The 15876-nt window shown below is 34.4% G+C and carries 5 protein-coding genes; all 5 read left to right on the top strand.

Annotated elements, in window-relative coordinates; translation table 11 throughout:
* Positions 1 to 67: 67 nt before the first annotated feature.
* The gene (locus tag C8C88_RS05615) at positions 68 to 10087 is read left to right on the top strand and encodes a T9SS type B sorting domain-containing protein (protein ID WP_121337169.1); all 10020 of its coding nucleotides are present in this window, start codon (positions 68 to 70) and stop codon (positions 10085 to 10087) included.
* Positions 10088 to 10125: 38 nt separating this feature from the next.
* The gene (locus C8C88_RS05610) at positions 10126 to 11109 is read left to right on the top strand and encodes a type IX secretion system membrane protein PorP/SprF (protein ID WP_233549314.1); all 984 of its coding nucleotides are present in this window, start codon (positions 10126 to 10128) and stop codon (positions 11107 to 11109) included.
* A 166-nt stretch (positions 11110 to 11275) separates the two neighbouring features.
* Entirely contained in the window at positions 11276 to 12463 is a 1188-nt protein-coding gene (pgk, locus tag C8C88_RS05605; protein WP_121337167.1) for a phosphoglycerate kinase, read from the top strand.
* A 359-nt stretch (positions 12464 to 12822) separates the two neighbouring features.
* Positions 12823 to 14841, top strand: a complete 2019-nt coding sequence (locus C8C88_RS05600; RefSeq protein ID WP_121337166.1) for a LysM peptidoglycan-binding domain-containing protein — start codon at positions 12823 to 12825, stop codon at positions 14839 to 14841.
* A 48-nt stretch (positions 14842 to 14889) separates the two neighbouring features.
* Positions 14890 to 15864: a DUF4837 family protein gene (locus C8C88_RS05595; protein WP_121337165.1), complete on the top strand. Its 975-nt coding sequence runs from the start codon at positions 14890 to 14892 to the stop codon at positions 15862 to 15864.
* Positions 15865 to 15876: the final 12 nt, after the last annotated feature.

Raw genomic sequence — 15876 nt, 5'->3', positions numbered from 1 at the left:
CTGAGAGTTAATTTGAAAGTACTAAAACTTTAAAATTATTTTTGATAGAATTAATAATTTGATTCCAATGAAACAGAAAAACTACCTACTATTGGCTGTATCGTTTGTGTTTAATAACAGTACCGCCTTTGCAAAGCTTCTTTTAGCTTCATTTATATTTGGATTTTCAATCGGAAAGACTAATGTAAAAGAAACTAGAATTTGGTCTGTAATAAATACGCCCTCTTTTATTAAAACAATATTAGTTGTTTTAATCGCCTTATTTAATTTAGAATCATATTCTCAAACCTTTGAACCATTTACTCCTCCTAGATTTAACCAAGAGTTAAAAGGGAATATGCTCTTAATTGGTAACAATATTTTAGGTAAGGATAACAATCCTCTAAACGTTAATAACATTACCAACGAAGATATATCAATGAAATACATTGATATTGATGGGGATGCCACTACTTTTAATTCTAGTAGCGCTGATTTAGCAGTTCCAAATGCAGCTTGTTCTAAAATCATATATGCTGGATTATACTGGGGAGCCATTCTTCAAAGTGGCAGTAGAACTACTATAAATAAAATTAAGCTAAAACTTCCATCGGGAACTTATAATGATATAACAGGATCTGTAATTTATGATGCGATTGCTTCACCGATTAATGCGCTTACTGGAGAACCTAAGAATACACCTTATGTTTGTTATGCGGATGTTACGGCTTTAATATCTGGTTTGTCAACTCCACAAGGCACCTACACTGTGGCGAATGTGATTTCAAACGAAGGCACTAATAATTCTACGGGACTTTCGGCAGGATGGAATCTTTTTATAGTTTATGAAGATCCAAATTTACCAAGTAAATCAATTACATCATTTGATGGATTTAGTAGTATTTATGATGATAAAACCCTGAGTATAACAATTTCAGGTTTTATAACGCCTCCATCAGGCCTGGTGAATGTTGAATATGCATTTGCTGGATTAGAAGGAGATAAAACAGAAGTTGGTAGTAAAACAGAAATTAATGGAAAAGCCATAACTACAGCCGAAAGACCTTCTAACCGCTTTTTTAATAGTACAATAAATAGTTTAACAGGCTATTTTACACAAAGAAATCCTAACGGTAGTAATACATTAGGCTTTGATGCAGGGATTTTTAATATTCCAAATCCAAATCAATCTGTAGTTGGTAATAATGTTACTTCTGCCAAAATAACACTGCAGGTAGCAAAAGGTCAAGCGGATCCATTCTTTGCTTATTTTAGTGCTTTTGCAGTCGATGTTATTGAGCCTGAAATTGCCCTTACCAAAGTCGTAAAGAATTCTTCAGGTGTAGATATCAATAATCAATATGTTGTCATTGGGCAGAATTTATACTATGAAATTGGGTTTAAAAATATTGGAAATGATAATGCAACAAACCTGGTTATAAAAGATGTATTACCTGACAATATAATATTCAATTATCCTTCGGATATACTATCAGTACCTGCAGGGGTAACCTATTCATATAACTCTGCTACAAAAACAATTCTATTTAATATTCCAAAAGAATTAGTAGAAATAGGAGATATAAATAACATAATTAAGCTAAAAGTTCAAGTAGTTGCAAACTGTAGTGATTTAACAGATGCTTGTTCGAACGAAATAAAAAATCAAGCTTCTGCAACGTATAGCGGTACAATTAATACAAATCAATTTACGGAGATTAGTTTTGTTCCAAACAGTTGTAATATTGGCACACCTCAAGCAACTAATTTCTTTGTCAAAATTGATGATTGCCTTACAAAAAATGAGATTTTATGTGGAACTAATGTTCAATTAACGGCTGCGAGTGGATATAGTAGTTATTCTTGGTCAAAAAGCCCAACAGGTCTTCCAGTAATAGGAACAAATCAAACACTTACGGTTACTCAAACAGGAACGTATTATGTTTTTGATACCGCTTCAGCACCCTGCCAGTCACTAATGGAAACAATAATTGTAACTCCTTTTGGCTCAGCTATAAGTAATCCAGTAATTCCTTTTTCGGATACTGTTTTGACTTGCCCTGATGACGGGAAAGAATTGCCAAATATATTTTTGTGTGGAGCAAATGCAACCCGATTTATTCAGACAAATATTTCGGATGGATCAACCATTGTTTGGGAAAAATTAAATGAAGCGAGTTGTGCTGCAGTTACAAATCAAAATTGTGCTAATGAAAGTTTATCGTGTACATGGACGCAAGTTGGTACAGGACCAGATTTTAATGCTACTGCTGCCGGTCAATATAGAATAACTTTGAATTATCCAGGAGGTTGTTTCAATAGATTTTATTTTAATGTTTATCAAAATTTATTAAATCCAACGGCAACTAAAAAAGATATTATTTGTACCGTTCCAGGAGAAATAACGGTAGGAAATGTTCCTGACGGATATGAATTCAGTTTAAATCCATCGGGTCCTTTTCAAGACGGTAAAACATTTGTCATAAACACTCCGGGTACATATACCGTATATGTTAGACAAAAAGGGATTGATCCTTCTTCCTTGCCATGTGTATTCACAGTTCCAGATATTAGTATTCAAAAAAGAGATTTAACAGTTGACACAATCTTGACGCAACCGATTTGCTATAGTGATAAAGGAACCATAAAATTAGTAGCAAATAATGTGCAACCACAGTATTATTTTAGCATATCTAATAGTGCTGGGATTGTAAATAGTGCAGGTCCTATTCTAGAAAGTGATTATACGTTCTCAAACTTGAATCCAGGGACATATACCGTTAATGTTTCCACAGAAGATGGTTGTACATACACAGATAATGTAATTATAATTCAACCGTCGTTATTGACGGCAACAGCAGCACTTACTAAGCCACTGACTTGTACGGATGGTGAGATTACAGTATATCCTACAGGAGGTACACCACCGTATTATTATTTTGTAAATAGCACCACTGATTTTCAATATGTACCACAAATAACCGTTGCGGCTCCAGGAGGAGATTATACTATTCAGGTTGTCGATTCAAATAATTGTGTTGCATTTACCACAATTAAAGTAGTTCCAACACCCGCTCCCGTTTTTAATCCAATTACTAAAACAAACGTTTTATGTTCAGGAGGAAATACAGGAACAATAACCGTAAATGTGAGCAATGCAAACGGTAATAGTCTTAGATATAGTATTGATAATGGGGTAACATTCAATTCTTCAAACGTGTTTACAGGGTTGATTGCAGGAACTTATAATGTGGTAGTTGAATATACATTTGGCACCTCAGTTTGTACAACAGCACCACAATCTATAACAATAGTTCAGCCTACAATTTTAACGGAGACCCATACTGTAACCCCTTTTAGTTGTAGCACAACAAACACAAAACAATCAGCAACGATAACAGTAGTAGGATCAGGAGGAACAATACTAGGAGGAACTTCACCCTATGAATATAGTTTTAAAGGTAGTGACTATACAAGTACAAATACCTTGTCCGTAAATGATAACGGAACAGACCAAATTATTTCTTATTCAGTTAGAGATGCCAATGGATGTACCGTTGGAGGTTCAGTTAAGCTATTAAAATTGAATTCACCAACTTCGGGTACTATTACTAACTCTGCTGTTACATGCAATGCAACAACAAGTACTGTTACAGTTAAACCAACCGCAGGAACAGGTGTTGGAACATTAACTTATGAAATTACTTTTCCTTTGGCCTCCGCAACTTCAAATACTACGGGTATTTTTGCAGGATTATCTCCAGGAACTTACATCTTTAAAGTTACAGATGCTAATGGTTGTTATTATACAGAATCCTATCCTGTCAATCCAGTTACGAATATTGCAGTTTCGGGCAATGTAATTGGGGATGTGTTATGTAAAGGTGGAAACACAGGAGTTGCTACATTTACTGTTTCGGGATCTTCAGGAACTTATAGTTATAGTATTAATGGAGCTACTGCTGTTACAGGACAATCAGCAACAACAATCAACTTAGCTAATAAATTAGCAGGAACTTACGCTATATTGATAACAGATGAAGGTACAGGTTGTACTGCGAATGCCTCTGTAACGATAACAGAGCCTACAAGTTTAGTAGTGACTTCTGCTGTTGCAACTAATGTAAATTGTAAAAATGATAATTCTCAAATTACGGTAACTGCTACAGGTGGAACGATGAATTATACTTATGGAGCGTTAGTAGCAGGAAGTACGGCGACACCAGTTTATTCAAGTAGTAATTTGGTTGTTGTTGATACAAATAACGCCACAAATCTTTCATGGGACGTTTATGTAAAAGACGCAAATGGATGTGTTGCAATAGTTACCGTACCAGTAGCTATAGATAATTTACCAACGGTTACCGCTAGTGTAACCAATCAATGTGCAGGCTCAGGAGGTAATTTTACAATTACTGCCGTAGGTAAAGGATTAGCTCCTTTGACATATAGTATTAATGGAACTACTTTCCAAACAAGCACTGCTTTTACAGTTGCACCAGGTTCCTATATAATTACCATTAAAGATAAAAATGGTTGTACAGCTCCCACACTTTTGCCTACAGTTGTATATCCAGAAATGACCGTAACGGCTGTTTTGACTAAAGACAATACCTGTCTTCCAGCACCAACTAATGCTAGTATGAACATTACTGTTGTTGGAGGGAAAGCGCCTTTTGGATATCGAGTAAAAATTGGGTCGGGTACTTATAGTGGTTCTCCAATTGCTTTTGGCGGGACTTCGTTTACTTATACTACTTCAGCAGCAAATACATTTCAATTTGAAATTACTGATACAAATGGATGTAAAAAAGAAAGTAATATAATTAAAACGAATCCAATTGTAAATCCAGTTATCACGTCAATTGATAAAATCCAAGATATCTATTGTAATGGTGAAGCAAGTGGATCAATAAAAGTAAATATTGACGCCAGCAAAGGAGTTGGACCGTTTACATATAGTATAGATGGGTTAACATTTCAAGCATCTAATGTTTTTTCAGGATTAATTGCGGGAACATATACAGTGACTGTAAAAGACAGCAAAGGATGTAAAGATTCAGAAGTAGTTACCATCGTCCAACCAAATGCGTTAAATTACACTCTTGTGCCAACTGATATAGAATGTTCAGGCCCACCTCCCGCAACAACTTTAGGATCTATCACAGTAAATGTTGGCTCAGGATTAGGAGGAACAGCTCCATATACTTATATTTTAACTAATAATTTTGGAGACCCAACGCAAACAGTAACAAATGCAACTGGGACAAATCATACTTTTTTAGGATTGAATTTTGGTACTTATACTGTCAATATCGTTGATGCTAATGGTTGTACTTTAAAAAAGAATATGCAAGTTACATCTCCACCGGATGATTTGATAATTAGTATTCAATCAACAGCAAGTTGTGCTAGTGGAGGTACGGTTACTGTTACAGCTTCGGGACCATTGCTTGGTAGTGGCCCATTTTACTTTGCAATTTACCAAAAAGATCCTGTAACGGGTTTATATCCTGGCGTGCCAACTTTTATTTCAGGAGTGGTTCAGCCTCCTTATAAAGCAGAAGATGCTCTTAACTCAGCTACCTTTACGGGTCTTATTCAAGGGGTGATGTATTCTTTTATAGTGTATGATTTTGAAACAGGATGTTCGTACATTAAACAAGCCACAACTCCTACTATAACAATTACGAGTTTGGTTACTTTAAGGGTAATAACAGATGTTACTTGTAAAGGAGCTGGGGACGGTACGGTTTCTATAAGATTAGATAAAGGCCCTTCGGCTCCTATTGTATATACTCCGCCAACAGCGATAGATTATGTCGTTTATAATTCCCAAACAAATTCACCTATAGTTCCATCAAATAAAGGTCTTTTACTACCTGTAGGATCGTTGCCTTACAATTTACCATTAATTGGGGGGCTTTCCCCAGGTTCATATTATGTGGTTATTACAGAACATGGCGGGACTAATGATGGCTGTAGTAGTGCTACACTTCCGTTTGACATATATGAATCCGCAATGGATTTAAGTGTTACAGCATCAGTAGTAAAAAATGACAATTGTAATTCTGCTGCGGGACAAATAGTTGCCATAGCAACAGGAGGAACTACATTTTCTAGAGAAGATCCATTAGCGGTACCTCCACAAGTTTCTGTTCCAATCCCTTATAAATATCAGATTTTGCCAGATACAGGAATAATAGGTAATGCATCTGATGATGTTCCACCTACGGCTTCTGATGTAAATTGGAATGTTTCAAATACATTTATGAAAGACAATGGCAATTATATCGTTTATGCCAAAGATGCTTATGGTTGTATTAAACCATTTCCAATCTCTTTAGCTTTGGATCCATCTCCTATTATTTCATTGGCAGTTACTGACAAATGTGCTATAGAAGGTGCTTTTGAAATTGTTGTTGCTGCAACGACAGCAGGTATCGCTCCTTACACTATTAGTGTCAAAAAAGATGGTGTTGCGGGTGCTTTCCAAAATATTTCAGGGCTTCCGTACACGCTTTCAAACCTTAATTCTGGAACTTATGAGATAACGGTAAAAGATGTAAACGGCTGTTTTGACACGAAAACCATAACACTTTACAAAAAAGTTTTAGTTAATTCAGTTCTAACTAAAGATTTAGATTGTAGTACTTCGCCAAATGCAGTAATAACATTAACGGCAAGTGGAGGTACTTTGCCATATACCTATGAATTTTCAACAAATGGAGGAGTAAGTTGGTCTCCAACATCTTCAAATATACATTCAACAAATACATCAGGAAGCTATATTTTTAGAGTAACCGATAATCAAGGTTGCTCTTCCATTTCTGATGCGGTGATTGTAACGCCACAAACTATACCAACGTATACGTTACAACAAACTAATGTAAGTTGTAATGGAGATTCAAATGGTCGCCTTGTTGTTACTGCCGCAGATGGAATTGCTCCTTATCAGTATAGTATTGATAATGGAGGGGCATTCCAATCATCAAACGTATTTACTGGATTGAATGCTTCAGGAACTTATACAGTTGTTGTAAAAGATAGCAAAGAATGTCTTTCAGTAGCTACACCTGTTAGTATTTCTGAACCTTCACTTGTAGGGGGATCAGGGTCAGTGACACAAAGTCTATCTTGTGGCGCGGGTAATGCCTCACAGCCAGCAACTGTAACTGTAAATGGAAGTGGAGGAACAGCTCCTTATACCTATAGTTTTAATGGAGGAATAAATTACACCTCCGTAAATACGTATACAACAAATACTGCGGGTACAGTAACGGCTTACATCAAAGATGTGAACGGCTGTAAAATTGTTACTCCAATTAGCGTTCCTGTTTTAGCTTTAGACGCTCCAAGAGATTTAGATTTTGCAGCGCCGGCCATTACTTGCTCTGCGCCAATGACTACTGTAAGAGTAACAGTTCCTGCTGGAAAAGGTGGAGTAACACCATTAACGTATCAAATAATCTCTCCAGCAACTGCTGTTACGAATGTTTCAGGTGCTTCGAGTGGAATATTTACAGGATTAGCACCGGGAACCTATTTGTTTCAGGTGAAAGATGCCAATGGATGTACCTATCAAGAAGCATATCCTATTAACGATGTGTCGAAAATTGCAGTTGTTGGACAGTTAATGAAAGACGTTTCTTGCAAGGGCAGTGCTGACGGAGCAATGCAGTTTACCGTATCTAATTTTGCTTCAACCTATAGTTATTCCATAAATGGAGTTTCAATAGCTGCGAACTTCAGTAATCCAACAATTAATTTAACAAATCAGGCACCAAATACGTATTTGTTAGAAGTAGTGGATGATACAACGGGTTGTACAAGTTCAGCAACTGTAACCATAGCAGAACCTTTAAACCTTTTAACTGTTTCTGCTTCAGAAACCACCAAAGTTAGTTGTGCAAATGATCGAGGAACAATTACCACAACTGCAACTGGCGGTTGGGGAACCTATCAATATGAATTAACAGGGAGTGCAACAGTTGCATATTCTTCTAACGGAACTTTTACGAACTTAGGCGCGGGAACATATTTTGTTAATGTAAAAGATTTGAAAGGATGTATAGTAACTTCTATTCCAATTACGCTTGTTAATACTCCAATAAGTTTCACGGCTACGCCAAGTAGTACTTTATTATCTTGTTTTGGTGATACAAATGCGTCTATAACAGTTTCAAATGTTGTGGGTGGTCAAGGAAGTAATTATTCCTATACTTTAAATAAAATTTCCCCAGTAGCTTATACATCAGGCCCTCAATCATTGACTGTTTTTAGTGGATTAGGAGCGGGAACCTATACTGTTACAGTCACCGATGGTTATAATTGTAGTGTTACTTCATCATCAATACTAATAAACGAACCTACAGAAGTAAAAGCGAGTTTAGTAGTTACAACACCTCAAACCTGTGTGCCTACTACAGTACTTACTTTGAGTGCAACTGGCGGAACCCCTCCATATACTTATAGCTCAGACGGTATTACTTTTGGTTCAACAACATTCAATCCATCAGTATCAATTCCTGTAGGACCAGGAACCTATCATTATTTTGTTAAAGATGCAAATAATTGTATTGCAACGGTATCTAATGATATTAAAATTGATCCATTACCTCCATTAGTGATTAATCTAGATCTTACTAATGCAATTATAAATTGTAATGGGGATGCTACTGGAGTAATTGTTGCAACGGCTCAAGGAGGTTTAGGAAGTTATGTTTATACTTTGTTAGATGCTGCGGGATTGCCTATTTCACCATCACCGGTACAAGTAAGCCCGGGTGTGTTCACACAACTAGTTGCGGGTGTTTACAAAGTACAAGTGGATAGTGGTGCTGATTGTCAAACTATTTCGGCTCCGATTACAATAACTCAACCTTTGGCAAAGTTAGAAGTTTCACCACTTATTGTAAAAGATGTCACTTGTGCAGGTTCAAATAATGGACAAATTATCATAACAGGAACTAGTGGGACAAGAATTATTAAATATGCCATTTCACCTCAGTTGGATCAATTTTTTGACACAGGAACCTTTGATAATTTAGCACCGGGTACTTATGATATAATTGTTCAAGATGAAAAAGGATGTTATGAGTATATCAAAGACATTCTTATTTCGGAACCAGCGCCTATAATTGCTTCAACAGTTCCAGGATCTATAGTTCCTGAAATTTGTTTTGGAGATAATAATGCGGCGTTTAGTATTAATATTTCAGGAGGTGTTATGCCGTATAGCATAAGTTTGGATAATATAAATGGTCCTTTTAGTCCTGTTGTATCATTGCCATATAATTTCACAGGATTGGCAGGAGGAACACACTCCGTGTATGTTAAAGATGCTAATGGTTGTGTTGTTCAATGGGTAGTTGACACGCCTGAATCGGTTAAAATTAATCCAGTTGCTACGGTAAATTATGACTGCGTGAACAATGCGCCGAATAATATAGTTACAGTAACAATAGACCCAAGTGTTGACCCTACAAAAGTGCAATATTCACTCGACGGATTACCACCATATCAAGCAAGTAATGTGTTTGCAAATATAGCACCGGGTACTCATTTTGTTGAGGTGCAACATGCTAATGGATGTATTAAAAGAACAACAGATTTTGATATTATTCAGATTGATCCTTTAACTTTAGTTTTAAACGATGGAGGATTAAATGAGATTGTAGCTATCGCCAATGGAGGAAGTGGTGTATATGAATATTCTCTTAACGGAGAGCCTAATGTGACTACAAATAGCTTTATTATATACAAATCAGGTGATTATACTGTTACGGTTACGGATAGTAATGGTTGTACAGCTACAGCTACAAGATATTTTGAGTATATAGATATTTGTATTCCAAATTATTTTACACCAAATGGAGATGGAGTTAGCGATGGTTGGGCGCCTGGATGTACAATAAATTATAAAGATTTACAGTTTTCTATTTTTGACAGATACGGCCGAGAGATAGCCAAGTACCGATTAGGTCAATATTGGGATGGTAAATACAATGGTGCCGAACTTCCTTCAGGAGATTATTGGTACGTATTGAAGCTTAATGACCCGAAAGATGATCGAGAATTTGTAGGTCATTTTACGCTTTACAGATAATGAGTAAATTAAAAACGGCTATTTTCAAGCAAACGAAAATGATTAAAATAAAAAAAATAGTATTGTCATTCCTTCTCTTGGCCACAACCTATAGTTTTGGTCAGGAGTTGAATTTACCTGTTTTTACGCAATATTTAGCGGATAATCATTTTGTGATATCGCCAACATTTGCAGGAATTGGTGACAATCTTAAAATAAGAGCTAACGGATTGACACAATGGGTAGGTATAAAAGATGCTCCCGAAAATCAATCGGTTTATGCGGATTTCAGAATAGCAGATCGTTCAGGAATTGGAGTGTCCTTCTATAATGATAGCAATGGAAATACCAGACAAACAGGCGCTAAATTCTCTTTTGCACACCATATTATTTTAGATTATTATACCAAGCAATATTTGTCTTTTGGACTTTCTTACAACATTAATAATTTTAAAATTGACATAAGTAAATTCAATACAACCTATGAAATACCTGTCTTAGATCCATCTATAACAGACAACAGATTCAATTCAAACAATAACTTTGATGCAGGGATATTGTACCGAAATAAATCGTTTTATTTCAGTTTTAACGCAAGTAATATTTTAACTAAAAACATTGATAAGTATATGGGTGTAGAGCCTAATTTACTTTTGAATTATCAGATTTATTCTGGTTATGTTTTTAAAAGCCCAAACAACAGAAATGTTGAAATTGAACCTTCTGTATATTATCAATTGTTTGCCAGTGATAAACGTTCTAGCACGGATTTAAACATTAAATACCGACATTTTAATAAGTATGAAGATTACTATTGGGCTGGGTTTTCCTATCGTTTCTTAAACGATCAATTTTTTAAACCTTTAAACGTGGGGCCTATGTTTGGTTTCAAGAAATCTAATTTTTATTTTGGGTATTCCTATCAGGTTACGCTTAACCAATTGGCGGTATTTAATTCAGGGACACACGTGGTTACAATAGGAATTGATTTTCTACAAGGAATTAGTAATTGTCCTTGTACGCAAAGTCCAGTCCATGATTAAGTGTTCCTATTTATTTAGGTTCCTTTTTATTTAAAAAAAGTATTATCTATTAAATTACAACGATTTCGTTGACAAAAGCTATATTTTTCTATAATTTTCGAATTTATTAGTAATTTAAAAGTATTATATTTGTTATTCTTTCAAAATAAACTAAAAAACAAAAATAATGAAGACTGTAAATGACATTGATTTTAAAAATAAAAAAGCAATAATCCGCGTTGATTTTAACGTACCATTGGATGAAAATTTTAACGTAACTGATGCAACTCGTATCGAAGCGGCAAAGCCAACTATTGATAAAATTCTTGCAGATGGCGGAAGCGTAATCTTAATGTCGCATTTAGGTCGACCAAAAGGTGCGGAAGAAAAATATTCATTAAAACATATTTTAAAAACAGCTTCAGAAATTCTTGGAGTTGAGGTTCAATTTGCTTCAAATTGTATTGGAGAGCCAGCAAAAAGTGCTTCAGACAAATTACAAGCTGGACAAGTTTTATTATTAGAAAATTTACGTTTTCATGCTGAAGAAGAAGCAGGAGATGTTGCTTTTGCAAAAGAACTAGCTTCATTAGGAGATATTTATGTAAATGATGCCTTTGGAACAGCTCACAGAGCACATGCTTCTACTACAATTATAGCACAGTTTTTTCCAGAAGATAAATGTTTTGGAGCTTTGTTAGCTAAAGAAATTGAAAGCTTAAACAAGGTTTTGAAAAACAGCGAAAAACCAGTAACTGCAGTTCTTGGTGGATCAAAAGTTTCTTCTAAAATCACGGTTATCGAAAACATTTTAGATAAAGTAGACCACATGATTATCGGTGGTGGAATGACATATACTTTTGTTAAAGCTTTAGGAGGAAAAATAGGAGATTCTATTTGTGAAGATGACAAACAAGAATTAGCACTTGAAATTTTAAGATTAGCAAAAGAAAAAGGAGTTCAAATTCACATCCCAGTTGATGTAATTGCTGCTGATGATTTTTCAAATTCAGCAAATACAAAAGTTGTTGATGTAAGAGAAATTCCTGACGGATGGCAAGGTTTAGATGCTGGTCCAAAATCATTGGAAAACTTCAAAAAAGTAATTTTAGAGTCTAAAACAATTCTTTGGAATGGTCCTTTAGGAGTTTTTGAAATGGAAAGTTTTGCAAAAGGAACAATTGCTCTTGGAGATTATATCGCTGAAGCTACTCAAAATGGTGCTTTCTCACTTGTAGGCGGAGGAGATTCAGTTGCAGCTGTAAAACAATTTGGCTTTGAAGACAAAATGAGTTACGTTTCGACTGGTGGAGGTGCTATGTTAGAAATGTTAGAAGGTAGAGTGTTGCCAGGAATTGCAGCAATTTTAGATTAATCCTCTGAGTTAAATATAACTTTATTCAGTGTCTGAAAATGACTCTCGAATGAAAATTTTTGGTCTGTATTTATAGCAGATTTAAAAAAATAAAGACCTTAGAGATATTTTATTTTATCTCTAAGGTTTTCTCTTTTATAAGGGAAAAAAATAAATTCTGTGAAACAAATTTATAGCTGAAATTATTACAGTTATGTGTTTTTAAGGCTAATTTTAGTGTAGAATTAGCCAAATTTCATCAAAAAAGAGGCTAATTTTGATTTTTTAACAATATTTAAAGGGTTTTTTAGTTATAACCTATTAAGTTTGTAAAAATGAATTTATAATCATTTGAATTTTAGTCTGTTGATCCTATAAATATGAATATAAAAAATACCACCATATCGTTTTTTCTACTTTTTTCCATCACTATGTTTTCGCAAGGAATCACTGAAAAATGGAATTCAAAAGTAGAGTCAAAAACATCCTATCTAGACTCCATTAAGATGACTTTCATAAAAGACGACATGGCTTCTTGTGTTGATAGTTTGTGGATGAAGGAATTGACAAATTTAGATTTGTTTAGCGATTTGGAAAATGATATTAAAACCATCAATATTGACGAGAAAGTAGATTATGAATTGCCTACGGAATTATTAAAAGCTAGGCTTCAAGAAATGGATGCTAAATCTCCTTTCAATATTGAATACAACCAAGGGTTAGAAAACATCATCAAATCATTTTTGAAAAATAGAAAAAAATCATTTGAACGATTAATGGCTATTTCTGAATATTATTTCCCACTATTTGAAGAATCACTTGCCAAACAAAATGTTCCTTTAGAAATAAAATATTTAGCCGTTGTAGAATCTGCTTTAAATCCAAGAGCTGTTTCTAGAGTTGGCGCAACAGGACTTTGGCAATTTATGTATCAAACCGGAAAACAGTATGGATTAAAAATTGATTCTTATGTTGATGAACGAAGCGATCCATTAAAAGCCAGCGATGCCGCAGCGCAATACATGACCAATATGTACAAGATATTTGGCGATTGGGATTTAGTATTAGCCTCGTACAATTCAGGACCTGGAAATGTTGCTAAAGCAATAAGACGTTCTGGAGGACAGCAAAATTATTGGAATATTAGAAAAAATCTTCCTCAAGAAACGCAAGGCTACGTACCTGCTTTTTTAGCAACCATGTATATTTATGAATACCATAAAGAACACGGAATCAAACCAGACAGAGCTTTAGTTAAACATTTTGCTACGGATACCATAATGATTAAAAAGCAAATGTCTTTTAAACAGATTTCTGATTTATTAGATATTCCGGTAGCTCAATTGCAAGTTTTGAATCCATCTTATAAACTAAATGTAATTCCGTTTTATAAAGACCAAAGTCATTATTTGAGATTACCACAAGATAAAATTGCTGTTTTTACTTCAAATGAAGATCAGATTTATGCTTATGCACAACATGAGTTAGACCAAAGAGAAAGGCCATTTCAGGTTGTAAAAGCAATTGCTTCAAAAGATACGATGCCAAATATCAAATCTGTTGTACTTTCTAAAACAAAATACTATAGGGTAAAACGAGGCGACAATCTTACTACTATTGCAAATAAATATGATGTAAGCGTTATAGATTTGAAAAAATGGAATAACCTGAAAGGCAATTCAGTTGCGTATGGTAAAAATTTAAAAATCATCAATGACGAAAATGCATCAGCATCTAATACTAAAGATATTAAATCAGATGTTGCAGCTTCAACAACAGCTAATGACAATCAGCGTGTGGCTCAAGCAGATGAAAAAGATAAAAAGTCAATCCTGAAAGATTCTATTTATGTGGTTCAAAAAGGAGATAATTTAAGTACTATTGCTAAAAAATATAATGTTACTGTAGCCGAAATCCAAGAATGGAACAATCTATCCAATAACAATATTCAATTAGGTGCGCCTATTCAAGTTGCTAAAAAAGGTACAGAAAATAAAGTTGAGGTTGCTCCAGAACAAGACCGAAAAGACATTCAATATGTAGTTCTAAAAGGAGATAATCTTGGAAACATTGCTAAAAAATTTGGAACTAGTTTGGCGGAATTAAAACAATGGAATAATTTAAATGATAATTCAATTGCGTTAGGAAGCACTTTGATTGTTGCAAAAAATGAACTAGTAATCAATACTAATAAAGCTACTGCAGATACTTTCAAGAAGAAAGGTGATTTTTCTGGAATATCTAAAAAAGAGGGAGCAGAATACTATGTTAAAAAAGGAGATTCTTTATATAGTATTTCTAAAAAATATCCTGGCGTGACCATTTCAGACTTAAAAAAATGGAATGATATTAGCGGGGAAGAACTTAAACCCGGAATGAAGCTTAAAATAAGCGGATAATACAATAAACTTCTATAAATTTGGGTTTTATTTTATAATTGAATTATAATGAATAAAACCCATTTTTTATGCCTTCTATTTTCCTTAGTGCTTTTTTCATGCACAAAGAAAAATGATGTCTCACCTCGACAAACTACTGGAAAAATAAATACCATTTCAGTTATTGTTGATGATCAATTATGGAATGGAGAAATAGGAGATAGTATCAGAAATAAGTTTGCTGCGCCAGTTGTTGGCTTACCTCAAGAAGAACCTTTATTTACTATAAACCAATATCCAATTAAACTTTTAGAAGGATTTGCTACAGATAGCAGAGCCATTATTATAGTAAAAAAGGACGCAATCAATAAATTTGAAATCCATAAAAACGAATATGCATCTCCACAAAATGTGTTTCATATTTCAGGAAAAACGGGTGCCGAAATTATTGCTATTCTTGAAAAAAATACCCCAAAAATAATTCAAATTATACACGATGCTGAAATAGCAGAAACCCAACGTATTATAAAACAATCGTTGCTCAACCCAAAGATAATTGCAAACAAATTTCATATTTCCTTAAATGTTCCCTCTGGCTATGAGTACATGCTTCATAAGAGCAAGTTTATTTGGATGAAAAAAGAAATTATAAGTGGGAATACGAGTTTGTTAATCTATCAATTGCCTTTGGATTATTTAAAAAAAGACCCAAGTTTAATTGCTTCAATAGTAAAGATGAGAGATTCTATAGGGGAATATATTCACGGAACAGAAGCTAATACTCCAATGATTACTGAGGAAGGATATGCACCTTATCTTCTAAAAATAAAATTAGATGGAAAAGAGGCTTACGAAACAAGAGGAACCTGGGAGCTGAAAAATGATTTTATGTCTGGGCCATTTATTAATTATGTAATAGTGGATAAAGCATACAGCCGATTATTAGTGCTAGAAGGATTTTGTTATTCTCCCTCAAAAGACAAAAGGGATTTGATGCAGGAATTAGAAGCAATTATTAAGTCTCTTCACGTTAAAAGAAGATAATTTAGATAGAAA

Origin of the sequence: Flavobacterium sp. 123, assembly GCF_003634825.1 — a bacterium.
Taxonomy (GTDB): domain Bacteria; phylum Bacteroidota; class Bacteroidia; order Flavobacteriales; family Flavobacteriaceae; genus Flavobacterium.
The sequence above is the reverse complement of the archived record's forward strand: the minus strand, read 5'-3'. Positions and strand labels throughout refer to the sequence as shown.